Below are 26373 nucleotides of genomic sequence, written 5' to 3'. Positions count from 1 at the left end.
CACCCACGACGCCCGCGGGAGGGGGTCAGAACCAGCCGCAGTTGACCGGCGCCGGCAGCCCGGCGAAGCGGCCTTCCAGCCAGGCGAACGCCTCCGGGTACGCCCGCACCGCGCCGAGCACGTGCGTCGGCACCAGCGACGTGCTGAACTGCACCTGCACGCCCTTGCCGCACCACGTCCGGCCCAGGTCGCGGTCCTGCGCGTAGGGCACGATGTCGTCGAGCGCGCTGTGCACGATCAGCACCGGCGCCGTCGGCTTCAGCGAGCCGATCTTCTGCTCGGCCACGCGTGACCGGTACGGCTCCTCCCCGAGGTACGCGACGAGCGAGCGGCCGTCGTTGGTCAGCGTCGAGGACTGTGTGAACGCGTGCCCGGCGATCGCCTCCACCGTGCATTCGGTCCGGACCTGCTCGAACAGCTGTTTCCCGCGGGCGTTGAGCAGCGCCGGGATGTTCAGTTCCGGGTACGCGTAGTTCATGCTCACCAGCGCGAACCCGAGGAAGCCGACCGCGTAGTGGCCGTCGAGGTTCTTGGCGACCTCGGCGAGGTCCGCCGGCACGGCCCCCGCGTACGCGCCCTTCAGCTTCAGCTCGGGGGCGTAGCCCGGCTGCAGCTCCGCCGCCGCGGCCGACGCGCCGCCGCCCTGGGAGTAGCCCGCGATCGCGACCGGGCCGTCGTCCGGCAGGCCCGCCTCGGGCAGCCGCTGCGCCGCGCGGATCGCGTCGAGCACCGCGTGCCCTTGCGAAGCGCGGTTGACGTACGTGTGGTCCCCGGGCGTGCCGAGCCCTTCGTAGTCGGTGACGACGATGCCGTACCCCCGCGCCAGCAGCCCGGCGATGAACGGGCCTTCGTACTCGAAACCCGCGGCAAGCGCTTTCGACGGCGCGCAGTCGTCGCCCTCGCCCTGGGTGCCGACGGCGTAGGAGACGATCGGGCGGACGCCGGTACCGTGCCACGCCGACCGCGGGGTCAGCACCGTGCCGGTGACGGCGATCGCCGAGCCGTGCGTGTCGGTGCTGCGGTACATGATCCGCTGCACGTTCGCGTCGGCCTTGATCAGCTTGATCGGATCGATGTAGAACGTCGACGCCTCGTGCCGGATGACGTCGCCGTTGCTGCCGGCGGGCAGCGGCGAAGGCGGGTCGTAGAAGGACGCGGCGGAGGCGGAAGGCGGGCCGAGCGCCGCCAACGCCACGACGGAAATCGTGGCGACGGCCGCGGACAGGGCGCGGCGGGGGAAGATACGCATGCTTGCTCCTCGTTGAGCAGGGCGGGTGCGCGGGGAACACCTTTTTAGACAGAGGTGTCGGAAAAAGAATCACGTGAGGTGGACCACCATGTCAAGCCCGGCTCCGCGTGGGCGGCCGCGCAAGCTCCCCGTTTCGGAGCAGCGCGCCCGCGTGCTGAGCGCGACGGCGAGGGTCGTCGCGCAGCACGGGATGCAGGGCGCGACGATCGAGCAGATCGCGCGCGAAGCCGGCGTCTCGCGCCAGGCCGTCTACGAGCAGTTCGGCGACCGCGCGACGCTGTTCGCCGAGGTCGTGGCCGAAACCGAGGAGCGGGCCTTCACCGCCATCGCGGGTCCTTCGGTGGCCGACGAGCAGCCCGGCCTGCGGGCCTGGGCGCGGGCCAACTACGCCAACATGGTCACCTTCGTCGCCGACCACCCCGAGGGGTACGGCGTGCTCCGCGCGGCCGAGCGCGCGGGCGACCCCGCCCTCACCCGGTTGAGGGAGAGACTGGCCGTCGTCTACGCCGAAGCCAGCCGCAAGCGGTGGGCCGCGCACGGCATCGACTCCGGCCGCGCCGACCGCGCGCTCGTCACGCTCTTCTTCGCGATGACCGAGTCGCTGGTCCAGGCCACCTGGGACGGCGAGCCGCCGGACCAGGACGCGCTGATCGACCTGCTCACCGAGTTCACCGTCGGCGGTGTCGCCCGCCTGCAGACCAAGGCGAGCGACGTCATCGACCGGTTGCGGTAGCTAAGCCGCGGCCAAGGCCGCCGCGGCCGACCCCACCACCCGGTTTCGCCCGCCGTGCTTGGCCGCGTACACGGCCGCGTCGGCGGACGCCATCACCTCCTCGATGGACGAACCGTCCAGCGGGTAGGCGGCGACGCCGATGGACGCCGTCTGCCGTTCGATGTCGACGGCGGCGCCCTCGTTGGTCGTGGTGCTGATGATCAGCTCGCTGACCCGTTGCCGGATCCGTTCCGCCGTGACGATCGCGTCTTCTTTGGACGTCGACGGCAGCAGCGCGACGAACTCCTCGCCGCCGAACCGGCCGACCAGGTCGTGCGCCCTGGTCTCCTGCTTGACGACGGCGGCGACCGCCTTGAGCACGTCGTCGCCGGCGAGGTGCCCGTAGGTGTCGTTGATCCGCTTGAAGTGGTCGAGGTCGATCATCATGGCGCCGAAGCTGCCGTTCTCCCGCTCCGCGCGCGAGATCTCGCGCTGCGCGCCGTCCTGCCAGGTGGTGGCGTTGAGCAGCTGCGTCTTCTGGTCGGTGGTGGCCAGCTCTTCGAGCCGCTTGATCAGCACGGACCGCTGCAGCACGTACAGCGGCAGGATGACCAGCACCGACAGCAGCGGCTCGGTGGTCAGGACCATGACGAGCAGGCCGCCGACGCACAGGGTGGCCAGCTCCAGCAGGTTGTCGTCCATGTTGCCGAGGCAGCCCTCGACGGTCGCCTTCTCCGGGGCGGCCAGGTACAGGCCGAGGCCGGTCAGGGCGGTGTTGGTCGTGAAGAACGCGACGGCGGCCAGTGCGACGGCCACCATCCCGTGCCCGCTGAACAGCTCCGCGACGAGGCCGGCGGCGAAGCCGGACAGGATCATCGTGGTCGCGTTGGCCGCCACGCGGTGGGCCTCACCCGGACGGGTACCCGACCAGCTGCGGAACGCGAGGTAGACGTACAGCACCGTGCCCAGGACGGCCACCAGCTGCGGCGGCACCAGCAGCCCGGCGGGCAGCAGCCAGACCGACGTCATGTTGATGTGCGGGCCGTTGCTCAGGATCCGGCGCTGGCGCTCGATGCGCCTGCTGACCTCGGTCTGGGCCACCGCCAGGGCCGTGAGCAGCGCGAACGTCCCCACGTTCGCGAGCGTGACCGGGATCGTGAGCGTGGCCGCCATGGTCCAGGCGAGCATGACGGCGATCGCGGTGAGCGTGACGGCGACCCAGGCTCGTGGCCGGGTCCACAGTGCCCAGTCGGCAACACCACGAGCCGTGGCTTGTCCAGACCGTTCCCCCGATGTGACCATTTTTCCCCCAGCCCCTTGCGCAGGTGATCAGTGACAATCTACTCACGGACAGTTTCAGACCGTTTGCGTGCTGTCCACAAGGGCTTTCGGTGTGTACTTTTTGTTTGACACCGGAACGAGAGGTGGCCAGCGATGCGCGGCAAAGATCAGTGACCGCACAGCGCACCGCAAGGTCGCGCAGGTCGAGCCCACGCGCGGGGCATGTCAAGCATGTTCGGCGCGTGCGGCTTCTTTGTCGACCCATCTTTCGGGCTCGCTCGACATGGCTCTGGTCCACAGTGCCGCCAGCGGCAGGGTGAGGACGATCCCGGCGATGCCGAAGATGCCGACCGTCGCGTGCGGCGTCAGCTGATCCGCGAGCACGCCGCCGACCAGCGGGCTGATGCCCATCATCGTGGTCAGGCCCGTGTTGGACAGGCCCATCACCTGCGCGCGCTGCTCGTCGGGCACGGCCAGGGTCAGTGACGCGGTCGCCTGCAGCAGGCAGACCGTGCCCAGGCCGCCGGAGACGATGAACAGGACGATCGAGGAGACCGGTCCGGGGTTCAGGAAGCAAACCACCAGCGGCACGGCGCACAGGGCCGACAGCGGGCCGATCAGCTTCGGCCGCAGCCGCGCGGGCACCCAGCGCGTGTAGACGAAGGTCGCGATGACGCTGCCGATCGGGTCGGCCGCGAGCAGCAGGCCGATCGCCTCGGGGCCGCCGCCCGCCGCCGCGACGTACGGTGCCGCGATGCCCTCGTAGACCGGCAGGAGCCCCATCAACCAGGTGAACAGCACCAGCGTCCGCAGCGGGGAGCTGGCGAACGCCGTCCGGCCACCGCCGCCGAGCGTCGCGAAGAAGGACTTGCGCTGCTCGCCGGTCGCCGCGGCCGGCCGGGCGCGCAGGCCGAACCGGATGAACAGCGCCGACAGCACGAACGTGGCGGCGTCGATGAGCAGCGCGACGTGCGGGTCGAGGGCGATCAGCAGCGCGCCGCCGCCGGCGAAGCCGAGCAGCTGGGCGCTCTGCACGGTCATGCTCCGGATGCCCATCCCGACCACGAACCGGTCGCCTTCGAGCACCTGCGGCAGCAGTGCCAGCTGGGACGCCTTGAACGGCGGGTTGACCAGGGAAACGCCGCCGACCAGCACGCACATCAGCCAGAACGGCATGCCGGGGATGGCGACCAGCAGGATCAGGGCGGCCCGCAGCACGTCGACGAGCACCATCACGCTGCGGCGGGGGAAGCGGTCGGCGAAGCCGGTCAGGAAGATGCCGCCCAGCAGCGAGGGCGCGTACGTCAGCGCGTAGGTCAGGCCGGTGAGCGTCGCGGAGTTCGTCCCGGTGAACACGAGGATGGACAGCGCGACCCTGGCCAGCTGGTCGCCGGCGATCGAAAGCAGCTCGCCGAACCACAGCGCGCGGAACTCGGCGACCCCGAACACCTCGCGGAACGTGACGCGATCCGGCGGTGCTGCCATGCGTTTTCTCCCGACCTCTTGTGCAGACCGCATCCGTCCCATGACCAACGGTGACGAGACGGATCAGTCGGTCATGAGGCAGTCACGGTACGTGAGTTACCCCAGCCAGTGTCCCGTGACTGTTGGTAAATCTCTAGGTTCTTTCGCTGGTATCCAAGGTGTCACGGAGCTTTCCCGAACGGGTCAGACGATAGCCCGCAGTGTCTGACCGGTGGCCCAGGAGTCACCAATCGATCATTCCGTACCGCCCGGTCGGTCGCCAGAGGCAAAAGTAGCCACCTCGCGAACGCGAGGTGGCTCAGCCCTTGCCGCGCGAGCGTTCGATGACCTCGATCGATGCGCGGACCTGCTCGAAGGTGGGCGGGACGGCCCGGTTGAACACGACGGTCAGGGACCGGCGCGGGATGACCACGAACTCGACGTCGACCCCGGCCGCCTCCGCGGCGGCCTCGACGACGTCCTGCCAGTGCTCGGGGTCGATCCCGTCCGGATCGGCCCATTCGTGGGCGAAGATCGCCCAGTTTCCCCGGAGGAGGGTGCCGACCACGTCCTGCGCGGTGTGGACGCGGTGCGGCGAGCCGATCTCATCGGCCAAGTATTCGCCGGTGGAAGCATGCGGCAGAGGCCCGGGCGCCTCGGTGGTGGACGAAGGTCAAGTTCGCTCCTTTCGCCGGTGTACCCCAGGCCTTCGGAGCCGGTCGCGCGGTGGATGGGTTCCGCTCCGTGGGAAGGCCGTCCGGCGCCCCGGCCCCGGCGTAGCTTCGGGTTCGTGGCCGATCTCGCGCCGTTCACCCTGGCCGTCGTGGGCGCCGGACCCCGCGGGGTCGGCGTCCTCGAACGGCTCGGCGCGAACGCGGGCGCGCTCCTCGGCGGGCGGCGGCTCGAGGTGCACCTGATCGACCCGTTCCCGCCGGGGCCCGGCCGCGTGTGGCGCTACGACCAGTCGCCGCTGCTGCGGATGAACTCGATGCCCGAGGACGTCACGATGTTCACCGACGACTCGGTGCGGATGGCGGGCCCGGTGCGGCGGGGGCCGTCGCTGCTGGAGTGGGCGCGGCAGGTGCGGGCCGGCGGGCTCGACGCCGACGTGCCGTCCGACGTCGTCGCCGAGCTGACCGCGCTCGACCCCTTCGACTTCCCCACCCGGCGCCTCCAGAGCGCCTACCTGACGTGGGTGTACCGGAAGGTCGTCGAGGACCTGCCCGACGGCATCGACGTCGTCGAGCACGCGGCGCGCGCGACCGGCGTCGACGGGGACACCGTCCACCTGTCCGACGGGACGGCGGTCGCGGCGGACGCCGTCGTCTTCACCGTCGGCCACCTCGACGCCGAACCCGACGACCGGGAGCGCGAGCTGGTGGCGTTCGCCGCGCGGCACGGGCTGGCCTATTACCCGGCCGGCTACACCGCCGATGTCGACTACGCGGGCGTCGAGCCGGGCGAAACCGTCCTGGTGCGCGGGTTCGGGCTGGCGTTCGTCGACCTGATGCTGCTGCTGACCGAGGGCCGCGGCGGCCGGTTCGAGGACCTTCCGTGCGGCGGCCTCCGCTACCACCCGAGCGGCGCCGAGCCGGTGCTGCACGTCGGCTCGCGCCGCGGCGTGCCCTACCACGCGAAGATCGGCTACCGGCTGCGCGGGAAACCGCTGCGGCTGCCCAGGTTCTTCGACGCCTACGCGATCGACGCGCTGGCCGGCGACGTGCTCGACTTCCGCCGGGACGTCTGGCCGCTGGTCGCGAAGGAACTGGCCTGGGGCTACTACAGCGAGCTGTTCACCGGGCACCCGGACCGCGTGCGCCTGGACTTCGCCGTGTTCGCCGACGCCTTCGCCGACCTGGACTGGAATTCGCCCGCCATGCGCGACCTCGTGGCGCGGGCGGTGCCCGCCGAGGCCGACCGGCTCGACCTCGACCGGCTGGACCGGCCGATGGCGGGCCGCACCTTCGGCACGGCCGAGGAGTTCGGCAAGGAACTGCGCAAGTACGTCGAGGCCGATCTGGCGCGGCGGGCGGACCAGGAGTTCAGCGCCGACCTGGGTGCCTTCATGGCGTTGCTCTCGGTCTACGGCCAGCTGCCCGTCCTTGTCCACAACGGACGGCTGGCCGCCGGGTCACAGGTGTCCGATATGGACGGATGGTTCCACGGGTTCTTCTCCTACTACGCGAGCGGGCCGCCGCCGCGTCGCCTGGAGGAGCTGCTGGCCCTGCACGAAGCGGGGATCGTTTCCTTTGCGGGCGCGGAAATGCGCGTGACGGCCGAGCGCGGCGTCTTCGTGGCGTCGTCGGCGAGTCACCCGGAGACGGTCGAGGCGCGCACGCTGATCGAAGCGCGCCTGCCGGACCCGAGCGTGCGCCGCGCGGCCGACGGCCTGCTCCGGCAGCTGCGCGACGCGGGCGAACTGGCCGAGGAGACGGTGGCGGACCCGGGAACGGGCGCTTCGCTGCCGTCCGGCCGCATCCACACGCGGGTCTCGGACTCCCGGCTGCTCGACGGGACCGGCCGCCCCCACCCGCACCGGTTCGCGGTGGGCCCGCACACGAGCGCACGCTCGGCGGCGGCGTTCACCCGGCCGCGGACGAACGCGTTGTCCTTCCGCCAGAACGACGCCGTGGCGCGCGAAATCCTGGCGCTGGTCAGCCCGCCCAGCTGACGAGCTCGGCGAGCACCTCCTCCGGCGCGGGCATCCCGGCGATTTCGGCCGCGATTCCCTGCGCGACCGCTCGCGCTGCCGGGTCGTCCAGCAGTTCGCGCACCGCCGCCTCGATCGCGTCGATCCGGACCGCGTCGCCCACCAAGGCCTTGGCCGCGCCGAGCGCCGACAGCGTCTCCGCGTTGACGAACTGGTCGGCGCCCTGCGGCAGGACCAGCTGCGGCAGACCCGCGGCGAGCGAGCCGAGCACCGTCCCCGTGCCGCCGTGGTGCACCACCAGGCCCGCGTGCTCCAGCACTTCGGCCTGCGGCACGAACCCGGCGACCCGCACGTTCCCCGGCACCGGACCCAGCGCCGCGGGATCACCCGGGCCGGCCGCCACCAGCACGTCCACCGGCAGCCGAGACAACGCCGCGATCGCGCCGCGCAGCACCTGCGTCGCGCCGTGGACCACCGTGCCGAGGGTCAGGTACACGAAGCCGTCTTCCGGCAGCGCCGGCAGCGGGACCGCCGCGTTGTACTGCGTCGGGCGCATCCGGAACACCTTCGGCACGGCCGCCGTGCCCGGATCGCGGACGCTGTCCGGCCAGACGTCGACGCAGGCGTCGCCGAGCATCGCGTCCGCGGGCAGCCTGCCCCACAACGGCGCCAGCCGCTCGGCCGCGACGGACAGGACTTCCGGCGGCATCGACCGGCCGATCACGTGCGAGACGGCCGGGATGCCCGCCTGCTGCGCCAAGGCACCGGTGCCGACGTCGCTCTGCTCGTAGACCACCAGATCCGGCCGCAGCTCCGGCAGCAGTGGTCGCAGGTCGGCGATCGTCGCCTCAGGCAGCAGCTCGGCGAACATCGTGATGCCGAGTTCGAGGAAGCCGGCGTCCTCCCCGTGCCGCCGCTGGGCTTCGGCCTCGGCGGCACGGATGGAGATGCCGACGCGGTGGGTCTCGAAGCCGAGTTCACGCACCTTGGGGACGAACGCCTCGCCGGTGCCGAAGACGACCTCGTGCCCGGCCCCGCGCGCCGCGTTCGCCAGCGGGAGCAGCGGAAAGAGGTGGCCGTACGCCGGGCGGCACGAGAAGAAGATCCGCACCGCCCGAGCGTACCGGCGTCAGCAGCGGTTGAGCATGTCCGTCAGGGCGGTCTTCTCGGCGGAGTTGATGGTCAGCTTGAACTTGTACTTCACCGCGACCCACATCTTCGCGTAGGTGCACCAGTAGCCGACGAGCGGCGGCTTCCACTGGTCGGGCGACTTGTCGCCCTTCTCCTGGTTGACGTTGTCCGTCACGGCGATCAGCTGGGGATCGGTGAGGTCGTTGGCGAAGGCCTGGCGCTGCGCGGTCGTCCACGACGACGCGCCGGTGCGCCACGCGGCGGCCAGCGGCACGACGTGGTCGATGTCCACATCGGACGCCGCGGTCCAGGTCGCGCCGTCGTACGGGCTCACCCACTTGCCGGAGGTCGCGGCGCAGCTCGAGTCGGTCACCACGTTCGTGCCGTCGCGCTTGAGCACCACTTCGCGGGTGTTGCAGCTGTTGCCCTGGTCGATCCAGTGCGGGAACTTGTCGCGGCTGTAGCCGGTCTGCGAGCCGTCGGCCTTGACGGTCAAGGTCGCGAGCTCGGACTTCGCCGTGGTGGCCGAGGGGATGCCCGGCGGCGTCGCGTCGGCGACGCCGGCCAGGGTGCCGGAGAGGACCGCGGTGACGGCCAGCACAGTGAACGAATGACGCACAGCACGCCTGGTTGGCATATTGCTGCCTCCGTGTAGTGGGGACAGCTAACCCTGAAGCACGAGAGTGGCCGGTACAACACGTATAGGTGACAGGTTGCTGCCCGTCGATGAACACCGCGTGACCCGCGGGTCACCGTACGGTCAGCCGGCGCCGCGGACCAGCCGCAGGTCCTCCGTGTGCCGGTACCAGGTCCACTTGTTCACCGCGCGCTCGTGGACGACGTCGTCGAGCACCGGCCGGGTCGGCAGGCAGCCGATCTGGAACGCCCGCGAGTACAGGGTGGACGGCCGCTTGAAGATGGTGCCCTTCACGACCCGGACGGCCAGGCCGGGGCCGTCCGGGTCCGGCGTCACCTCGATCGACGTGGCCGGCCCGCGCAGCGCCACCTGCTCGTCGGCGTAGGCCACGCCGCGGACCATCCGCAGCTGCCCGCGCCCGACGAGCACGCCGCCGACGTCGTCGCGGATCAGCGGCACCGGGTCGACCTCGCCGCGCAAGGCCAGCGCGAGCGCCCGCAGCGGCGTCTTCGGCAGGTCCCAGAGCGCGCCGACGACCGAGTCCGGCGACGAGGGGACGTACCCGACCGACACGCCGGAGAGCGCGTCCTTCCGGAGCAGGCGCAGCACGACCGCGGCGAGGTCGGCGTCGGTCCCCGAGACGACCAGATGATCGTGTTCGCCCAGCAAGGGGTCGATTTCCGCCTTGCCGGGACGGCTCGGCACCCGGACCGACTCGACGTCGTCGACGTCCTCGAAGCCGGCCGCGTCGTCGCCACAGGCCACCACGATTCCGCGCACCCGCAGGTCCTCCGTTACAGTCATGCACCGGCATTTCGTCAGCGCCACCGGTGTCCGTCCGGGACACTAAACCTCAGTCGTCGAACACCTGGAGTGTCACATGCCGGCCATCGTGCTCATCGGTGCCCAATGGGGAGACGAAGGCAAGGGCAAGGCCACCGACCTGATGGGTGACCGCGTCCAGTGGGTCGTCCGGTACCAGGGTGGCAACAACGCCGGTCACACGGTCGTCCTGCCGAACGGCGAGAACTTCGCCCTGCACCTCATCCCGTCCGGCATCCTCACCCCGGGCGTGACGAACGTCATCGGCAACGGCGTGGTGGTCGACCCGGGCGTGCTGCTCGACGAGCTCTCCGGCCTCGAAGCGCGGGACGTGGACACGTCCAAGCTGCTGATCTCGGCCGACGCGCACCTGATCATGCCGTACCACGTGGCCATCGACAAAGTCACCGAGCGGTACCTCGGCAGCCGCAAGATCGGCACCACCGGCCGCGGCATCGGGCCCTGCTACCAGGACAAGATCGCCCGCGTCGGCGTCCGCGTGCAGGACCTGCTCGACGAGAAGATCTTCCGCCAGAAGGTCGAAGCCGCGCTGGAGTTCAAGAACCAGGTGCTGGTGAAGGTCTACAACCGCAAGGCCCTCGACGCCGACCAGGTCGCCGACGAGGTGCTGGCGGCCGGCGAGAAGTTCGCGCACCGCATCGCCGACACGCGCCTGCAGCTCAACCAGGCGCTGGAGCGCGGCGAAACCGTGCTGCTGGAGGGTTCACAGGGCACGCTGCTGGACGTCGACCACGGCACCTACCCGTTCGTGACGTCGTCGAACCCGACGTCCGGCGGCGCGAGCGCGGGCTCGGGCATCGGCCCGGGCCGCATCACGACGGTGCTCGGCATCCTCAAGGCGTACACCACCCGCGTCGGCTCCGGCCCGTTCCCGACCGAGCTGCACGACGAGTCCGGCGAATACCTGCGCAAGCAGGGCGGCGAGTTCGGCGTGACCACGGGCCGTTCGCGGCGCACCGGCTGGTTCGACGCGGTGATCGCGCGGTACGCGGTCCGCGTCAACGGCATCACCGACTACTTCCTCACGAAGCTGGACGTGCTGTCGGGGCTGGAGAAGGTTCCCGTGTGCGTCGGCTACGAAGTCGACGGATTCCGCACCCAGGACATGCCGATGACGCAGACCGACGTGCACCACGCGATTCCCATCTACGAAGAGCACCCGGGCTGGTTCGAGGACATCTCGGCGTGCCGCACGTTCGAGGAGCTCCCGGCGAACGCCCGCGCGTACGTCGAGCGCCTGGAAGAGCTGTCGGGCGCCCGGATTTCCGCGATCGGCGTCGGCCCGGGCCGCGAGCAGACGATCGTCCGGCACCAGTTCGTCTAGGTCAGTTTCGTGCTGACGGGCGTTTCGTTCCGGAACAGGTCGAGCACCGGGCAGTGCTCGTCGACCTCGCGCTTGAGGTCTTCGTAGCGCTCCCGGCTCGCCGGGCCCTCGAGTTCCACGGACACGCGGACGTCCCCGAAACCGGGCCGCGTGTTGAAGGAGAAGCCGAAGAAGCCGTGCAGGTCGAGGTCCCCGTCGACGGTGACCTTGACGGAGTCGAGCGGAATCCCGCGCTTCGCCGCCCAGAACTGGTAGGTGATCACCTGGCAGGAGCCAAGGGCGGCGAGCGCGTACTCGACGGGGTTGGCGGCCTGGTCGGTGCCGCCGAGCGCGGCCGGCTCGTCGACGGTGAAGCTGTGGTCCCGCACCTTGACCTCGACTTCGGTCCGCGTCCCCGGCTTGAGAACGTTGTCGACGCTGAAGGAGACGGCGGCGTTGTGCGGATCGGCGTCGACGGCCTTGCGGGTGCCTTCGATGACTTCGGTCAGCGACATGGGGCTCTCCTGAAGATCGTGATTTGCTTCAGGGTGGGCGATTTCACTTCCGGGCGCTCGGGTTCTCATGCGTTGGGAGCCGGGGTGTCCGGCATGCGGAAGCGCTTGCTAGCTCAACCGGTTCGGGATAGTCGCCGACACGGCCAGCTCTTCCAGGTCCAGTTCCCGCAACACCTTCCGCAGCACGTCGTCGTCGAGGCGGCCCGCGCGGTTTTCCTCGATCATCGCCTTGCGCTGGGTGATCAGCAGTTCGCGCCGGGCCTTCGCGAACTGGGCCTGCGGACTTCCCGGATGCTCTTCGCCGGACAGCGTGATCGCCGCCTTGGCGAACCGGTAGCGCATGTCGATCAGCCGCTGGAGCCGCTCCTTGAGCCGGTCCACCTTCTCCGGGGGGCAGGTCGAGCGAAGCCAGCCGCTCGCGGCTGATCTCGCGCAACCGTTCCTGCGCCGCCTGCTTCGCGACTTCGCGCGCGGCGAGCTCTTCCGCTTCGTCCCGCGATGCTTCCGTGGGATCTTCGACCTTCAGCGCCCGGATCAGCGGTGGCAGCGTCAGCCCCTGGAGCAGCACGGTCCCGATCGCCACGGTGAACGCGAACAGCTGGATCTCCTCGCGGCCCGGTGTCCCGGCAGGCACCCCGGCCGCGGCCGCCAGCGTGACGACCCCGCGCATGCCCGTCCACGAGACCACCGCCAGTACCCGCCACGACGGCGCCGCGCGGCCGCGGCCGAACAGCCGCATCGCCCGCGGCAGGTACGCGGAGACGAACACCGCGGGAATCCGCACCAGCATCGTCACCGCCAGCACGGCCGCCGCGACCAGCGCGAGCGTGCCGTTGTCGCGGGCCGCGTGCTGGGCGCCGTCCAGCACGAACGGCAACTGCAGGCCCATCAGCGCGAACACCAGCGCCTCCAGCAGGACGTCGATCGACGCCCACACCGATCTGTCCTGCATGCGGGTCGCCGGTGACGCGTACAGCGAACGGTGGCCGAGGTAGAGGCCGGCCGCGACGACGGCGAGCACGCCCGACCCGCTGAAGTCGTCGCCGAAGGGGTGCAGGTGCTCGGCGGTGACGTACGCGGCGAACGGCACGATGATCCCGAACGCCGACTCCATCAGCGGGTCGTCGAGCAGCCGCCGGATCAGCACCACGACGGCGCCGATCGCCAGGCCGACCGCGATGCCGAGCACGGTCGCCACGCCGAACACGGCGAACCCGTGCCCGGCCGAGCTCGCGGTGCCCGCGACCGCGGCGAGCGCGACCTTGTAGAGCGTCAGCGCGGCGGCGTCGTTCACCAGGCTTTCCCCGGTCAGCACGGCCATCACCCGCCGCGGCAGGCCGAGCTTGCGCCCGATCGCCACCGCCGTCACCGCGTCCGGCGGCGCCACGACCGCGCCGAGGACCAGTGCCGACGCGAACGGCACGTCCGGCAGCAGCAGGTGCACGACGACGGCGACGACCACCGCGGTCACCGCCACCAGCACCACGCCGAGCGCGATGATCGGCCGCAGGTTGGTCTTGAAGTGCGTCAGCGAGCTCTCGAGCGACGTCGAATAGAGCAGCGGCGGCAGCACGACGGTGAGGATCAGCTCGGGTTCGAGCTCCAGCCGCGGCACCCCGGGGATCAGCGCGACGCCGAGCGCGACGACCACCACCAGCAGCGGCGCGGACAGGTTCCAGCGCCGTGCGACCGCCGTCAGCGCGAGCGAGCCGGCGAGCACGCCCATCAGCGTCAAAATTTCCACTGGGCCGATCTTTCCGCAGGTCGCACGGCCTCGCTGGGCTTCCGGTGAGCGGAAAAGCGGTGGAATGTGTCGGACCCCACATGCATACTGTTCGCAATACGCACACCTGTGCGGAAGACGACCACCTCCGGAGGTTTCCATGTCCCCTGGTACTCGCGGCTGGGTCGTGCCCCTGGCCTGGACAGCCGTCCTGCTCGACGGGTTCGACCTGGTCGTGCTCGGCACGGTGCTGCCCGTGCTCCTCCGCGGCCACGTCTGGGGCCTGACGCCCGCCACGGCCTCGGTCGTGTCGACGGTGGGGCTCGCCGGTATGATGCTGGGCGGGCTGGCGATCGGCACGGTCACCGACGTCATCGGCCGCCGGAAGTCGCTGATCATCTCCGTCACGCTGTTCTCGTTGTGCACGCTGCTGTGCGCCTTCGCGCCGTCGACGTTCGTCTTCGGCCTGCTGCGGTTCGTGGCCGGGCTCGGCCTCGGCGGCTGCCTGCCGACGGCGATCACGCTCGTCACGGAGTACGCGCGCCACGGCAGGTCCGGCAGTGCGACCACCACGGTGATGACCGGCTACCACGTCGGCGCGGTGCTGACGGCGCTGCTGGGCATTGTGCTGATCTCGCCACTCGGCTGGCGCGCGATGTTCGTCGCGGGCGCGCTGCCCGCCGTGGTCCTGGTCCCGCTGATGGTGAAGTACCTGCCGGAGTCCGAGACGTTCGAGCGGGTCCGTGAGACCGAGCGCTCGGCCGGGCACGCCGTGGCCGGGCTGTTCCGCGGCGGCCTGCTGCGCGCGACGATCGCGTTCTGGGTCACGTCGTTCATGGGCCTGCTGCTGGTCTACGGGCTGAACACGTGGCTGCCGGAGATCATGCGCCAGGCCGGCTACCCACTGGGCGCGGCGCTGAGCCTGCTGCTGACCCTGAACGTCGGCGGCATCGTGGGCCTGCTGGTCGCGGGCCGGGTCGCCGACCGGGTGGGCATCCGGCCGTCGGCGATCGTCTGGTTCTGCGCGGGCGCGGTGTTCCTCGCGCTGCTGAGCGTGAAGCTGCCGGCGGTGGGGCTGTACGCGGCGGTGTTCCTCACGGGCTGTTTCGTGTTCAGCGCCCAGGTGCTGGTGTACGCGTACATCGGCCGCATCTACCCGGACGCGATCCGCGCGACGGGCCTCGGCTGGTCGGCGGGCATCGGCCGGCTCGGCGCCATCTCCGGTCCCCTCCTCGGCGGCGCGTTGCTGACGGCGGGAATCGCCTACCCGTGGGGCTTCTACGCGTTCGCGGCCGTGGGCGCCCTGGGCGCGGTGGCCGTGACGGTGGTCCGCCCAGGCCGCCGCTCCCCGGCGCCAGACCCCACTCCAGCCCCGGAAAGCCACGCGGCTTCCTGAGCCTGCCGCGGTGGGTCGTGAGTGGTAAGCGGGTTAGAACCGCCTTACCACTCACGACAACTCAGCCCAGGTCCTTCAGTTCCTGTTCCACCGCGGCCAGTTCCGCCTCCGACCCCTGCACCTTCGGCCCCTTGAACCACTTCCGGGCCGAAACCGCCCACCACAGGGCGGCCCCGCCCAGCACCACGAGGAAGGCGATCGGCGTGTAGTTGAAGGAATCCACGGTCACGGGTGCCACCTGCGGCAGCATGAAGAGCACGAAGATCAGCGCGACCCACACCGTCGCGACGATGCCGATCGGCCTGCCCCACTTGCCGAGCGTCCACGGCCCCGGCTCGAACGAGTCGCCGCGGCGCACGCGCAGGAACACCGGGATCACGTAGGCCACGTACAGCCCGACCACGGCGATCGAAGTCACCGCCGCGTAGGCCGTCGCGCTCCACAGGTACGGCAGGGCCAGCACCAGCGCGCCGCCCGCGGCGAGCCACACGGCGTTGGTCGGCGTCTGCGTGCGCTTGTTGATCTTGTGCCAGAAGCCCGAGCCCGGGATGGCGCCGTCGCGGGCGAAGGCGTAGATCATCCGCGAGTTCGCCGTCACCGAGGCCATTCCGCAGAACAGCTGCGCGCCGATGCAGATCAGGAGGAGGAACTTGCCGGTGACGGCGCCGGTGGCGTCGATGAAGATCTGCGCGGGCGGCACCCCGGTGGCCGAGCCGACGGCGCCGTCGTAGTCCTGGATCGCGAACGTCAGGCCGATCAGCAGGATCCAGCCGGCCACGAGCGAGACGACGATCGACATGACGATGCCGCGCGGCCCGGCCGTCGCCGCGCTCTTCGTCTCCTCGGTCATGTGCGCGGACGCGTCGTAGCCGGTCAGCGTGTACTGGGCCACCAGGAGACCCAGCGCGAAGACGTAGAACGCCGAGCCCCAGCCCGTCTGGTTGACGAAGCTGCCGAAGACGAACGACGCGTCCTGGTGCTTGGCGGGCACGAAGATCAGCACGCCGACGATCACCAGCACGCCGATGAGGTGCCACCAGACGCTGACGTTGTTGAGGATCGCCACGATCCGGACGCCGAAGGTGTTCAGCAGGCCGTGCACCACGAGGATGATCGCGAGCAGCAGGATCGTGTGCCCCGGCGTCGCCTCGAAGCCGAACTGCAGGTCGAGGAACGCGTTGAGGAACAGCGCCGCCCCGAAGTCGATGCCGGCGGTGACCGCGATCTGGCCGATGAGGTTGAACCAGCCGGTGAACCACGACCACGCGGGGCCGGACTTGCCGGGCGCGAGCTTCGCGGCCCAGTAGTACAGCCCGCCGGCGGTCGGGTAGCTGGAGCAGACCTCGGCCATGCCGAGCCCGACCAGGATGACGAACAGCCCGACCAGCGGCCAGCCCCAGATCATCGCGGCGGGCCCGCCGGTCTTCATGCCGAAGCCGTAGAGCGTGAGGCAGCCGGAGAGGATCGAGATGATCGTGAACGAGACGGCGAAGTTCGAGAACGCCGACATCGTCCGTTTCAGCTCTTGCGCGTAGCCCAGCTGGTGCAGCCGGGCGGCGTCGTCGTCGGCGGGGGTGGTCTGCTGGTCGGAAACGTCCATCGGGCACCTCTTGAAAGGTATGCGGCCAGACCATTGAATTCGCCGAAGGTAGCTCCGGTCCCGGAGGGTGTCAAGCCTTCGTCAAGAACTCGTCCAGCCGCCGCAGCAGGGGCCCGCCACCTCGGTGGTCGTTCGAGATGAGGGTCGCGGTGAGCCCGGACGCCGGCTCGTGCGTGCTCCGGAACGTGACGCCGGGATCGCCGCCCTCCAGCCGGACCACCCCGGGCCGGGGCAGCCAGAAGCCGAGGCCGTAGCCGTCGGCGTGCGGGCGCAGCATCCGCGTCACCCATTCGTCCGGCACCAGGCGGCCGTCGAGCAGCGCGGGCCAGAACTTCCGGAAGTCCGGTGCCGAGCTGTAGATCCCGCCGTCGCCGTGGCCCACGACCGGCAGGCTGAACACGTTGCTGCGGCCGTCTTCGAGGTAGCCGGTCGCCGTCCGGGCAGGCAGCGCGTCCGAGCGGAGGAACGCGGTGTCCGTCATCCCGGCCGGCTCGGTCACCCGGGTCCGCACGAGCTCGGCAAAAGGTATGCCCGCGATCCGTTCGGCGATCAACGCGAGGACGACGAAGGCGCCGTTGTTGTACCGGAACTCCCGGCCCGGCGGGGTGCGCTGCGGGAACCCGTCGAGGGCGGCGAGGTAGTCCGCCGACGTGGCGAGCAGCGGGGCCGGCGCCGGGTCAGCGTCTTCGTCGTAGTAGTCGCCGATGCCGGAGGTATGTGTCAGCAGGTGCTCGACGGTCACGCCGTCGTCGATCAGCGGCAGGTCGTCGCCGAGGACTTCGCGCGCGGTGGTCGCCGGCTTCAGCCGTCCCTCGGCGATTAGGCCGACGACGACGAGTGCGGTGAACCCCTTGGTGCCGCTGGCGATCGCGAACCGGGTGTCGACGGTGTTTTCGACGCCGTGGGCGACGTGCGCGTACCCGGACGCCTCGGCGAGCAGCGTCTCGTCGCCGCGGTTGACCAGCACCACGCCGGAGAAGGGGGCTTCCATGGACACAGCGTCCCCGGAAGCCCCCTTCGCGGCCAATCACTTAAGGGCAGAGTTACCGCCCGAGGAACGCGTGCAGCGACTCCAGCGCGGTGTCCGGCTGGTCGGCGAAGAAGCCGTCGACGCCGGCCTCGAGGAACGCCTTCTCCTCGGTGAAGACGTCACCGTAGGCATCCGGCTCGGCCGACGAGCGCAGGTTCGCGGGCAGGAACGGGTTCTCGTTCCGGAAGGTGTACGGCTGCACCTTCAGGCCGGCCCGGTGCGCGTCGGCGACGAGCGCGGTCGGCCGCGTCAGGTTCCCGGCGGCGTCCAGGGGGATGATCTGCCCCTTCTCCGGGCCGAGGTACTTCGCGTACTTCGCGACGTCACGCAGGCCCTGCGGCGTCACGAGGTCCTTGTAGGTCCGCGGGTCGCCCTTCGCGACGAAGTCGGCGGGGGCGCCGGTCGCCGACGTCAGCTGCAGCAGCGGCGTCCGGACCTGCTGGTGCAGCGCGATCAGGTTCGACACCTCGAACGACTGGATGATCGCGGGCGCGTCCGGCCGGTCGAGCCCGTTGCGCTTGAGGATCGCGACCAGCTTCGGCTCGGTCGGGTTGCCGATGGACTGGAAGAAGGTCGAGTGCTTGACCTCGGGGTAGGTGCCGAGCGTCCGGTGCAGTTCCTTGCCGAGCCGCTTGGTCAGGTCGAGAACCTCCTGGTAGGAGGCAATCTGGTACCGCCCGTTGTACAGCGTGTTGTGCGGCCGGTTCTGCGGAATCCGTTCGACGGCACGCAGCGTCTTCAGCTCGGCGAGCGTGAAGTCCTGCGTGAACCACCCGGTAGTGGTAACCCCATCGAGGACAACGGTCTTCTTCCGATCCCGGAACTCAGGATGCTGGGCGACATCGGTGGTGCCCCCGATCTCGGGTTCGTGCCGGGCGACGAGCTGCCCGTCCTTGGTGGGCACGAGGTCGACATCGACCCAGTCGACACCCATCCGGTAGGCGAGCTCGTAGGAAGCAAGGGTGTGCTCCGGCCGGTACCCGGGCGCCCCACGGTGTCCGATGATCACGGGGTCATGGTGGCCCCGCCCGTGCGCGGCCGCACCAGCGGTCTCACTTTCGGCGGCATTCGCCGACCCGACGGCGAACCCGGTGACGCTCAGCAACGCCAGCCCGGCCAGTGCCAGGACGCCGACACGTTTGCGCTTCATCTGGTGACCTCTTTTCACACAGGGTGTGCCCTGGATGTACCCGCGCCACCCTCGACGCCGCAAGCGTCCGAAGTACGTCATCGGCCGGTCGAAGCGGTAAACGACGAGTGGACTCCTGTTCGCGCAGATGTGGCCCTGGGCACGGTGACAGAGGCAGGGCTGCGCCCGGCGCGCCCGGGGTTGGGCCGGCGGCGTGGCAGGGCGGGGCAGGGCAGGGCAGGGCAGGGCAGGGCGGGAACGGCCGCCGCAGAGTCGCGCCGCGGCGGCTGGAGCCTCCCGGAGCAATCGCCGCTGCGGAACCGCCCCGCGGCAGCCGAAGGCCTCCCGAGGAACCGCCGCAGCGCCCGCCCTCCCAGGGGGAAGCCCCCGCTTTCAGCGTATCGGCGACCCCCGACAAATTTTCCCGATCGCCGGCCCTACAACCCGAGTTATCCACACCGGCGGCAACTTGTGGACAGGCTCGCCAAGCCGCGAGCCAGGCGGCGAGCGAGCAGCGAGCGGCAAGCCGCCCGCCCGCCGCAGCTTTGGCACCCGCCCACCCAGCCGCGGCCACGGCACCGCCCGCCCAACCGCACCCCGCCACCGCCCGCTCCAGCCGCAGCCCGCCCCGGCACCGCCCGCCCGCCGCAGCACTGGCACCCGCCCGCCCAGCCGCGGCCTCGGCGCCGCCCGCCCAACCGCACCCCGCCACCGCCCGCTCCAGCCGCAGCCCGCCCCGGCCGCGGCCGCGGCGCCGCCCGCCCACCGCGGCCTCGGCACCGCCCCGCCCATCCAGCCGCACCCCCGCGACCGCCCGCCCCAGCCGCAGCCCCACCACCGCAGCCCCACCACCACCGCCCCACCACCACCGCCGCCCCACCACACCTCTGCCCACCCACCCCGCGCACCCGCCGCCCACCACACCCCACCGACGGCGCGATGTCCCCCGCGAACCCGGCCGGATACGCTGTGCGGCGTGCGCGTACTGGTAATCGGCTCCGGCGCCCGGGAGCATGCACTCGTCCTCGCGGCGTCCGGCGACCCCGCTGTCACGGCCCTGGCCTGCGCGCCCGGCAATGCCGGGACCGCCGCCGTCGCTGAGCAGCTTGGTGTCGAAGCTTCCGATCCCGAGGCCGTTGCGGCGCTCGCGAAGAGCTGGCATGCCGACCTCGTCGTGGTCGGTCCCGAAGTGCCGCTCGTCGCCGGTGTTGCCGATGCTGTCCGCAAGGCCGGCATCGCCTGCTTCGGTCCCTCGGCCGCCGCCGCTCGGATCGAAGGGTCCAAGGCCTTCGCCAAGGACGTCATGGCCGCCGCGAACGTGCCCACCGCTCGGTGCGAGGTCGTCGACAACCCGGCTCGGCTCGATGCCGCGCTCGCACGCTTCGGCCCGACCTGGGTGGTCAAGGACGACGGGCTGGCCGCCGGCAAGGGCGTCGTCGTCACGGCGGACATCGACGTCGCGCGCAAGCACGCCATCATGCTGCTCGACGGCGGGCACCCCGTCCTCCTGGAGTCCTTTTTGGACGGCCCGGAGGCCTCGCTGTTCTGCTTCGTCGATGGCAACACCGTCGTCCCGCTGCTGCCGGCGCAGGACTTCAAGCGCGTCGGCGACGGCGACGCCGGCCCGAACACCGGCGGCATGGGTGCCTACGCGCCGCTGCCGTGGGCGCCCGAAAACCTGGTCGACGAGCTGGTCAGGACGGTCGTCCAGCCGGTCGCCGACGAGCTGGTGAACCGCGGTGCCCCCTTCTCCGGCCTGCTCTACGCCGGCCTCGCGCTGACCTCCGAAGGTCCGCAGGTCATCGAGTTCAACTGCCGCTTCGGCGACCCGGAGACGCAGGTCGTGCTCGCGCTGCTGCGCACCCCGATCGCCGGGCTGATGCACGCCACCGCCACCGGCAAGCTCGCCGAGCACCCGCCGCTGGAGTGGTCGGGCGGCGCCGCCGTCACCGTCGTCATCGCCGCCGACGGCTACCCGGGCAAGCCGCGCACCGGCGACGTCATCACCGGGGCCGAGCTGGAAGGCGTCCTGCACGCCGGCACCCGCCGCCGCGACGACGGCGCCGTCGTCTCCGCCGGCGGCCGCGTGCTGTCGGTCGTCGGCACCGGCAAGTCGCTCAAGTCGGCGCGCAAGCACGCCTACGAGACCGTCGAAAAGGTCCACCTCGCGGGCTCGCACCACCGCACGGACATCGCGCTGAAGGCGGCGAACGGCGAGGTCGGCGCCCCGGCGGCGAAACAGCGCGCCTGATTTCCACGGATCGGGGGAACCGGCCGGCCGCACTCTTCGTCCAAACTCAGGCTGCCGCCACACCCACGTTGGTAGCCTCGACGGGAACCGGCCGGTCACTGTCCGTATGACGTCAGGGGAGCGCATGTCAGGACCCTCGTACGACCTCAGTTCGGCCGTCCCGGTGGCGCCCGCGGCCGCGGACGTCCTGGTCCACCCGGACAAGCTCCTCGACGTCGCCCGGATCGTCGAAGAGCAGGCCAACGCCCTCGAAGACCAGCTGCTGACCAAGCTCGGCCAGCTGCGGATCGACTCGCCGTCCGCGGACGTGATCAGCACCCAGTCGGTCCAGGCCTGGAACACCCTCATCGCCGACGGCGACCGCTCCTACGCCGGCCAGGTCCGCGAGTACGTCGCCGGCCTCAAGCGCCTGGTCGAGCAGCTGCGCGAAGCCGCGAAGGACTACAAGGTCAGCGAAGAGGAGAAGGCGGCGGTGTTCGGTGACCGCGGCAAGCACGGTGCGTAACCGGATCGCCGGGGGCGTGCTCGCGACGGCGGCGCTCGCCGGCTGCTCCGCGGGCACCGAAGGCACGCCGTACCCGATCGAGACGGCCGCCACGGCCGCGTCGCAGAGCGCCAAGGCGGCCCAGCTGCCGCAGCGGCCGGCCGACCTGTCGCTGCAGGGCGTCACCCTGTGCGAGATCTTCGCCCAGGTGCAGCTCGACGAGCTGAAGATCACCAGCGTGCCGCGGCAGGCGCCGGAGCAGGACGGCCCGACCTGCGTGTTCGACGCCGACGGCGCCGAGCCGGTGCACGCCTACCACGTCCGGGCGGTGCCGGCGGACCTCGAGCAGTGGATCACCGGCAACCGCAAGAAGAGCAGCATGACCACCGAGCCGAAGACCATCGGTGGCTACCCGGCGCTGACGAACTACCGCGCGGCCGGCGACCCGGCCGACTGCGAGACGCTCGTCGGCGTCGCGAAGGGACAGACGCTCGCCGTCCAGACCTTCGCCATCACCCGCGGCAAGCTCACCCAGCCGCAGCTGTGCGACATGTCGGCCCACGCCGCCGACCTGGCGTTGCAGTCCCTGAAAGCACGCAACTAGGGAGGGCGCGTGGAATTCTCCGAGCTCGCGGCCGGGATCCAGAACCACCGGTTCGACGGCTGGACCAACACCGCGATCGCCGACCAGATCACCCGGATGGTCAACGGCGACGGCACCGGCAGCATCGGCACCGCCGTCGAGGCGCTGAAGGCCGTCGCGACCGCGCTCGCCCGCACCGACGAGACGCTGCGCGCGCAGCTGCTCGAGCTCGGTGTCGAGTGGCAGAGCCAGGCCGGTGGCGCCGCGAGCCAGGTGTTCACCGAGCAGGCCGGCTTCTCCCAGGACGCCACCACGAAGGTCGCGCACGCCGCGGAAATGGTGTTCGAGCAGGGTGAGGCCTTCAACCGCACCAAGTACAAGCTGCCGGACGCCGAGACGGTCCGGAAGGGCGCGGGCGGCCTCACCCTCACCGACGGCCTGCTGATGAGCCTGATCGGCTTCGAGACCGACCACGCCCGGCAGGTCGAGGCCGCGAACGACGCCAAGGCGCAGGCGCAGCAGGCGCTGAACGAGTACGCGCAGCAGAGCGGCACGAACCTGCTCTCGACGCAGGCCCTGTCCGACCCCGAGTCGCTGAAGCTGGCCGCTCCCGGCATCACACCGGGGGTGCTGGACGTCGCCGGCGCCGCGGTCGAGGTGACCCCGGACGGCGGCGTGAAGCCGGCCTCGGACAAGGTCCGGTCGGTCCGCGTCGAACCGCCGGTGGTGCAGCCGGTCTCGCACACCGTCCACGCCGACCCGCCGACCCCGGCCTACGGCGTCGCGGCCGCGCAGCCGTCCCGGCCCGCGCCGCAGCAGCCGTCGCGGCAGACCGGGTCGGTGGGCGCCGCACCCGCCGCCCAGCACACGACACCGAGCTCGACGACGCCTGCGGGCGCGAAACCGCCGGCGCACACCCCCGGACCCGGCTGGGTCCAGAACCCGGGCCGTGGCACGTCCGGCGAACCGGCAGGTCGCTTCACCCCCGGCCCGGCGGGCGGAGGCCACGGCGATCCGTTCGTCCCGCCGGGTGCGCCCGGCGGCCTGCCGCCCGGCTCGGCTCCCGCGACGGCGCCGATCAAGTCGCTCGGCGGCAGCGGTGGTGGCGGCGCGCCCGGCGGTTCGACCGGCATCGACAGCTCGGCCGGCCGCGGCGCCGACGGGTTGCTGGGCAAGGGCCGCACGGTCGGCGCGATGCCGCAGGCCCCGCTCCAGCCCGGGCAGTACACGGGCGAACGCGCCTTCCCGGTGAAGCCCGGCGCGACCCCCGGCGACATCGGCGCGGGCGCGGCGGCGATCGGCGCGGGCGTGGCCGGCGGCGCGCTGAGCGGCGACAAGGAACGCCAGCGGCGCGAGAAGAGCCAGCCGAAGGGCCCGGTGCGGCCGCTGCCGGTCGGTCAGCTGCCCGAGGAGGAAGCCGTCGCGCTGCGGAAGTCCGAGCAGATCAGCCCGAAGCAGCGGCCCGGCGAGGCGAAGTTCCTGTCCGAGGCGGCCCCGCAGGAGGAGGACGCCGAGCACGTCCGCCGCTACGGCGTCGACGACCAGGACCTGTTCGCCGACCAGCGGATGGTTTCCCCCGACGTGCTGGGCGACCACGGCCGGGACGGTCGCTGACCGTGTCGCTCGTCCTGTCGGCCCTCGAGTTCGACGTGCTCTGGGAGTCCTTCGAACTGCCCCGCCGGCACGTCGCGCTGGACGTGCCGAGCGAAGGAACCACCCGCACCGAGCGGCTCGCGCTGGTGGAGTCGGCGTGGGCGTCGCTGAGCGAGCGGCGCCTCGCCCGCAACCGCCGGGTGTCCGGTGAACTGGCCGACCTGCTGCACCTGCTGGCGCGCCCGCAGTCCGCGATCGACGTGTGGGTGTGGGCGGAACGCGAGATCCGCGGCCGCGCGGTCAGCCTGCGCGGCCAGGCGGTGCTGGCGGTGGTGGACAACGGCGAGGTCTGGCTGATCCCGGCCACCGAGGACGGCCTCGCGGAGGCGGCCGTCTCGGTGGCGGGCGACCTGGGCCCGGGCGTCGGCCAGACGGTCAGCCTGCCCTACGACGTCGTGAAGTCCGCCGACGCGGCGGCGAAAGGCGACGCGAAAGCGCTGGTCACGGCTTTGGAGGACCGCGGAGTGCCGCTGTTCCAGGCCCAGGAGCTGTCGGGCATGCTGCTGGGCCAGGACGCCCGCGGCCAGTTCGGCGCGGAACGCACGTCCCGCGACGGCGTGGTCCACCGGGCGGGCCGGGTGGTGGCGTTCTTCGACACCGACGCGGGCCGCTACCTGTTCCAGGTCGGCCGCGACCGCGACGGCCGCGAGTGGGCCACCGTCACCCCGGCGGACAACGCCCTGCTGGCCACGCGGATCCGCGAACTGGTGGCGGAAGCCTGATCCCCGCCGGGTGGAAGTTGGCCGGGAACCGCACGCGCGCCCCTCGGGAAGTCATAAAGTAAGCGCGGAACCGTCCTGGTCATGACGACGTCTGATCGGGCGGACACAAGTTTTCCGAAGGGGATGACGAACCGTGCCTGTCTACGACGTCGAGTCGATGGCCATCGCCGCCGGCCAGGTGGAGAAGCTCAAGGACGAGTTCGAAAAGTCCAAGCAGAAGGTCACCGGCCTGGACCACGAGAAGGAAAGCCCCTTCGGCGGGATGGACTCCACCGGCGACGCGCACGGCGCCGTCGGCAAGTTCAAGGACGGCGTGCACAACCAGTTCGACGCCGCCGGCAAGCACATGGAGGCGCTGGGGTTCGCCATGCGCAAGGCCGCCGGGCTGATCGCCGAAACCGACCAGGTCGCGGCCGGCGATCTCAAGCTGCACGTCGACAAGTGAGCCAGCAGGGGGCACCAGAGTGGGTTTGAACGGGGGCGGCGCCGGAACGCCGGACAACTGGGAAGCCTTCATGAAGAAGGTCGACCAGGTCGAAAAGGTCGATTTGGCCAAAATCACCGCGGCGGCCGCGCAGTTCCGCGAGGCGGGCAAGAACGCCGGTGACCACAATGCCTCTTTGAAGAGCTCCACCGACGCGCTGGACGCGAAGGTGTGGGCCGGTCCCGCGGCGGACGAATTCTTCCGGTACGTCCGCCAGGTGCGCGACGCCGGGACCAAGGTGCAGACCCACCTCGAGGACGTCGCCAAGGACCTCGACGACCTCGCGAAGTCCCTCGACCAGATCAAGAAGAACGTCGGGGACAAGCAGCTGGCCGCGGAAAAGGCGGTCAACGAGCGCAACGCCAAGGCCGAAACGGACATCAACAACGCCTTGGCCGCGGCGAAAAAGGCGCACGAAGAAGGCAAGCCGGGGCCCAGTCCCAGCGCCGACCAGATCCTGGCCACCGCGAAGACGGACATCCACACCATCACCGCCGGCTTCGACGGCGACGTGACGGGCCTGCAGACCCAGGCCGACACGGCGATCAAGGCGTCGCAGAAGCTGATGTCCCAGCAGATCGAGGGCGGCTACGACCAGGTCCCGCTCCCGAACAGCTCGGCGTCGGCCCCCAAGAGCACGGGCGGCATCCACAGCAACGGCTCCTCCCACGGCGGCGGAGGCGGCGGTGGGGGTGGCGGCGGAGGGGGTGGCGGCGGCCTCGGGCCGAGCGGCGGCCCGCCTTCTTCCCCGCCCCCGGGAAACGTCCAGCAGTGGATCCAGGAGGCCATGAAGGCCCTCCAGGCCGCGGGAATTCCGGTGACGGACGCGGACATCCCGAAGATCTGGGCGATCATCCAGCACGAGTCCGGCGGAAATCCCAACGCCATCAACAACTGGGACTGCGTGCCGCTGGACACGCTGATCGTGACCAGGCGAGGGCTCCTGAAGCACGACGCGGTCGAGGTCGGCGACGAGACGATCGGCTTCAACCCGGCCACCGGGCGGAGCGAGTGGACCCGGGTCACCCGGGTTGTCCACCACGAAGACGCCGAGCTGGTCCGGATGTGCAACACGCGCTGGCAGGCGACCACGACGCCGAACCACCGTTGGCTCAACCTGCCGCGGGTCAATGTCGGGCGCGCCGATCTGCCAGTCGTTTGCCCGGAGTGTGGTTGGGAGCCGCGGGCGGCGCAGCAGCCGGCGAACGGCGTCGCGGTGCACCGGCGCAAGAAGCACGGCTTCGTCTCGCCGAAGCAGGAGAACCGCTACGAGACCGAGCCCGGCTTCGTCACCACCGAGGACGTCCGGTCACGCGATCGGATCCTCCTGTCGGCACCGGCCGCGACCGAATCTTCCCTGGACATCAGCGTCTCCGAAGCGGCCATCCTCGGGTGGATCGCCGGTGACGGGTACATCGAGACCCGACGGCACCGCCCGACCATGTCCATCGCGCAGTCGAAGCCCGAGATGGTGGAAAAGCTCCGCAAGCTCCTCGACGGTGTACCGCACGTGGTGTACGTCGATGACCGCAG

At 71.0% G+C, this 26373-nt stretch carries 21 protein-coding genes and 2 pseudogenes; 11 read left to right on the top strand and 12 right to left on the bottom strand.

The window, feature by feature from the left end:
* Positions 1 to 25: 25 nt before the first annotated feature.
* Complete coding sequence (locus tag BLW76_RS05880) at positions 26 to 1249, bottom strand: lipase family protein (protein WP_091304837.1); 1224 nt, start codon at positions 1247 to 1249, stop codon at positions 26 to 28.
* Positions 1250 to 1337: 88 nt separating this feature from the next.
* On the opposite strand from BLW76_RS05880, the gene BLW76_RS05875 reads away from it, so the two are divergent.
* The gene (locus BLW76_RS05875) at positions 1338 to 1982 is read left to right on the top strand and encodes a TetR/AcrR family transcriptional regulator (RefSeq protein ID WP_091304836.1); all 645 of its coding nucleotides are present in this window, start codon (positions 1338 to 1340) and stop codon (positions 1980 to 1982) included.
* On the opposite strand, the gene BLW76_RS05870 is transcribed toward BLW76_RS05875, so the two are convergent.
* From BLW76_RS05870 to BLW76_RS05860, 3 genes are all read right to left on the bottom strand, one after another.
* Positions 1983 to 3149, bottom strand: a complete 1167-nt coding sequence (locus BLW76_RS05870; RefSeq protein WP_091304835.1) for a sensor domain-containing diguanylate cyclase — start codon at positions 3147 to 3149, stop codon at positions 1983 to 1985. It abuts the gene before it with no gap.
* A 318-nt stretch (positions 3150 to 3467) separates the two neighbouring features.
* Positions 3468 to 4727, bottom strand: a complete 1260-nt coding sequence (locus tag BLW76_RS05865; protein WP_091304834.1) for an MFS transporter — start codon at positions 4725 to 4727, stop codon at positions 3468 to 3470.
* 298 nt (positions 4728 to 5025) lie between these two features.
* Entirely contained in the window at positions 5026 to 5322 is a 297-nt protein-coding gene (locus BLW76_RS05860; RefSeq protein ID WP_091304833.1) for a hypothetical protein, read from the bottom strand.
* A 174-nt stretch (positions 5323 to 5496) separates the two neighbouring features.
* On the opposite strand from BLW76_RS05860, the gene BLW76_RS05855 reads away from it, so the two are divergent.
* Positions 5497 to 7377: an FAD/NAD(P)-binding protein gene (locus BLW76_RS05855; protein WP_091304832.1), complete on the top strand. Its 1881-nt coding sequence runs from the start codon at positions 5497 to 5499 to the stop codon at positions 7375 to 7377.
* Here the strand turns inward: BLW76_RS05855 and BLW76_RS05850 are convergent.
* From BLW76_RS05850 to BLW76_RS05840, 3 genes are all read right to left on the bottom strand, one after another.
* Positions 7361 to 8467: a glycosyltransferase gene (locus BLW76_RS05850; RefSeq protein WP_091304831.1), complete on the bottom strand. Its 1107-nt coding sequence runs from the start codon at positions 8465 to 8467 to the stop codon at positions 7361 to 7363. The genes BLW76_RS05855 and BLW76_RS05850 overlap by 17 nt on opposite strands.
* 18 nt (positions 8468 to 8485) lie before the next feature.
* On the bottom strand, positions 8486 to 9124 hold the full coding sequence (locus tag BLW76_RS05845; RefSeq protein ID WP_167384484.1) for an HNH endonuclease family protein: 639 nt from the start codon (positions 9122 to 9124) through the stop codon (positions 8486 to 8488).
* Between the two features lie 123 nt (positions 9125 to 9247).
* A complete protein-coding gene (locus BLW76_RS05840; protein WP_091305776.1) occupies positions 9248 to 9892 on the bottom strand; it encodes a hypothetical protein in 645 nt (214 codons plus the stop codon).
* A gap of 112 nt (positions 9893 to 10004) precedes the next feature.
* On the opposite strand from BLW76_RS05840, the gene BLW76_RS05835 reads away from it, so the two are divergent.
* The gene (locus BLW76_RS05835; RefSeq protein ID WP_091304830.1) at positions 10005 to 11291 is read left to right on the top strand and encodes an adenylosuccinate synthase; all 1287 of its coding nucleotides are present in this window, start codon (positions 10005 to 10007) and stop codon (positions 11289 to 11291) included.
* On the opposite strand, the gene BLW76_RS05830 is transcribed toward BLW76_RS05835, so the two are convergent.
* Together BLW76_RS05830 and BLW76_RS05825 are read right to left on the bottom strand one after the other, a co-directional pair.
* Positions 11288 to 11785, bottom strand: coding sequence for an OsmC family protein (locus BLW76_RS05830; protein ID WP_091304829.1), 498 nt, complete (start codon positions 11783 to 11785; stop codon positions 11288 to 11290). The genes BLW76_RS05835 and BLW76_RS05830 overlap by 4 nt on opposite strands.
* A gap of 108 nt (positions 11786 to 11893) precedes the next feature.
* A pseudogene (locus BLW76_RS05825) lies at positions 11894 to 13529 on the bottom strand (cation:proton antiporter).
* 139 nt (positions 13530 to 13668) lie between these two features.
* Here BLW76_RS05825 and BLW76_RS05820 point away from each other — a divergent pair.
* Positions 13669 to 14904 carry an MFS transporter gene (locus BLW76_RS05820; RefSeq protein WP_091304828.1) on the top strand — a complete coding sequence of 412 codons (1236 nt, stop codon included), beginning with the start codon at positions 13669 to 13671 and terminating at the stop codon, positions 14902 to 14904.
* Between the two features lie 61 nt (positions 14905 to 14965).
* Here BLW76_RS05820 and BLW76_RS05815 read toward each other — a convergent pair whose 3' ends face one another.
* The 3 genes from BLW76_RS05815 to BLW76_RS05805 form a co-directional block, all read right to left on the bottom strand.
* Positions 14966 to 16504: an amino acid permease gene (locus BLW76_RS05815; RefSeq protein ID WP_091304827.1), complete on the bottom strand. Its 1539-nt coding sequence runs from the start codon at positions 16502 to 16504 to the stop codon at positions 14966 to 14968.
* 70 nt (positions 16505 to 16574) lie between these two features.
* On the bottom strand, positions 16575 to 17495 hold the full coding sequence (locus BLW76_RS05810; RefSeq protein WP_091304826.1) for a serine hydrolase domain-containing protein: 921 nt from the start codon (positions 17493 to 17495) through the stop codon (positions 16575 to 16577).
* Between the two features lie 52 nt (positions 17496 to 17547).
* Positions 17548 to 18684, bottom strand: coding sequence for a glycerophosphodiester phosphodiesterase (locus tag BLW76_RS05805; protein WP_091304825.1), 1137 nt, complete (start codon positions 18682 to 18684; stop codon positions 17548 to 17550).
* A gap of 955 nt (positions 18685 to 19639) precedes the next feature.
* Between BLW76_RS05805 and purD the strand changes: the two genes are divergently transcribed.
* From purD to BLW76_RS50760, 7 genes and pseudogenes are all read left to right on the top strand, one after another.
* Positions 19640 to 20914 (top strand): phosphoribosylamine--glycine ligase, encoded by a 1275-nt coding sequence (purD, locus tag BLW76_RS05800; RefSeq protein WP_091304824.1) that lies wholly within the window; start codon positions 19640 to 19642, stop codon positions 20912 to 20914.
* Positions 20915 to 21038: 124 nt separating this feature from the next.
* Positions 21039 to 21419 (top strand): hypothetical protein, encoded by a 381-nt coding sequence (locus BLW76_RS05795; RefSeq protein WP_208613224.1) that lies wholly within the window; start codon positions 21039 to 21041, stop codon positions 21417 to 21419.
* A gap of 16 nt (positions 21420 to 21435) precedes the next feature.
* A complete protein-coding gene (locus BLW76_RS05790; RefSeq protein ID WP_091305772.1) occupies positions 21436 to 22002 on the top strand; it encodes a DUF3558 domain-containing protein in 567 nt (188 codons plus the stop codon).
* 9 nt (positions 22003 to 22011) lie between these two features.
* Complete coding sequence (locus tag BLW76_RS05785; protein ID WP_091304823.1) at positions 22012 to 23595, top strand: PPE domain-containing protein; 1584 nt, start codon at positions 22012 to 22014, stop codon at positions 23593 to 23595.
* Between the two features lie 2 nt (positions 23596 to 23597).
* Positions 23598 to 24356, top strand: a complete 759-nt coding sequence (locus BLW76_RS05780; RefSeq protein ID WP_091304822.1) for an ESX secretion-associated protein EspG — start codon at positions 23598 to 23600, stop codon at positions 24354 to 24356.
* Between the two features lie 133 nt (positions 24357 to 24489).
* Positions 24490 to 24801, top strand: coding sequence for a hypothetical protein (locus tag BLW76_RS05775; protein ID WP_091304821.1), 312 nt, complete (start codon positions 24490 to 24492; stop codon positions 24799 to 24801).
* A 19-nt stretch (positions 24802 to 24820) separates the two neighbouring features.
* A pseudogene (locus BLW76_RS50760) lies at positions 24821 to 25741 on the top strand (WXG100 family type VII secretion target); the annotation flags it as partial.
* Positions 25742 to 26373 lie beyond the last annotated feature (632 nt).

The sequence above is a fragment of the Amycolatopsis tolypomycina genome (assembly GCF_900105945.1).
Lineage (GTDB): Bacteria > Actinomycetota > Actinomycetes > Mycobacteriales > Pseudonocardiaceae > Amycolatopsis > Amycolatopsis tolypomycina.
This window is presented reverse-complemented; position numbering and strand designations above follow the sequence as displayed.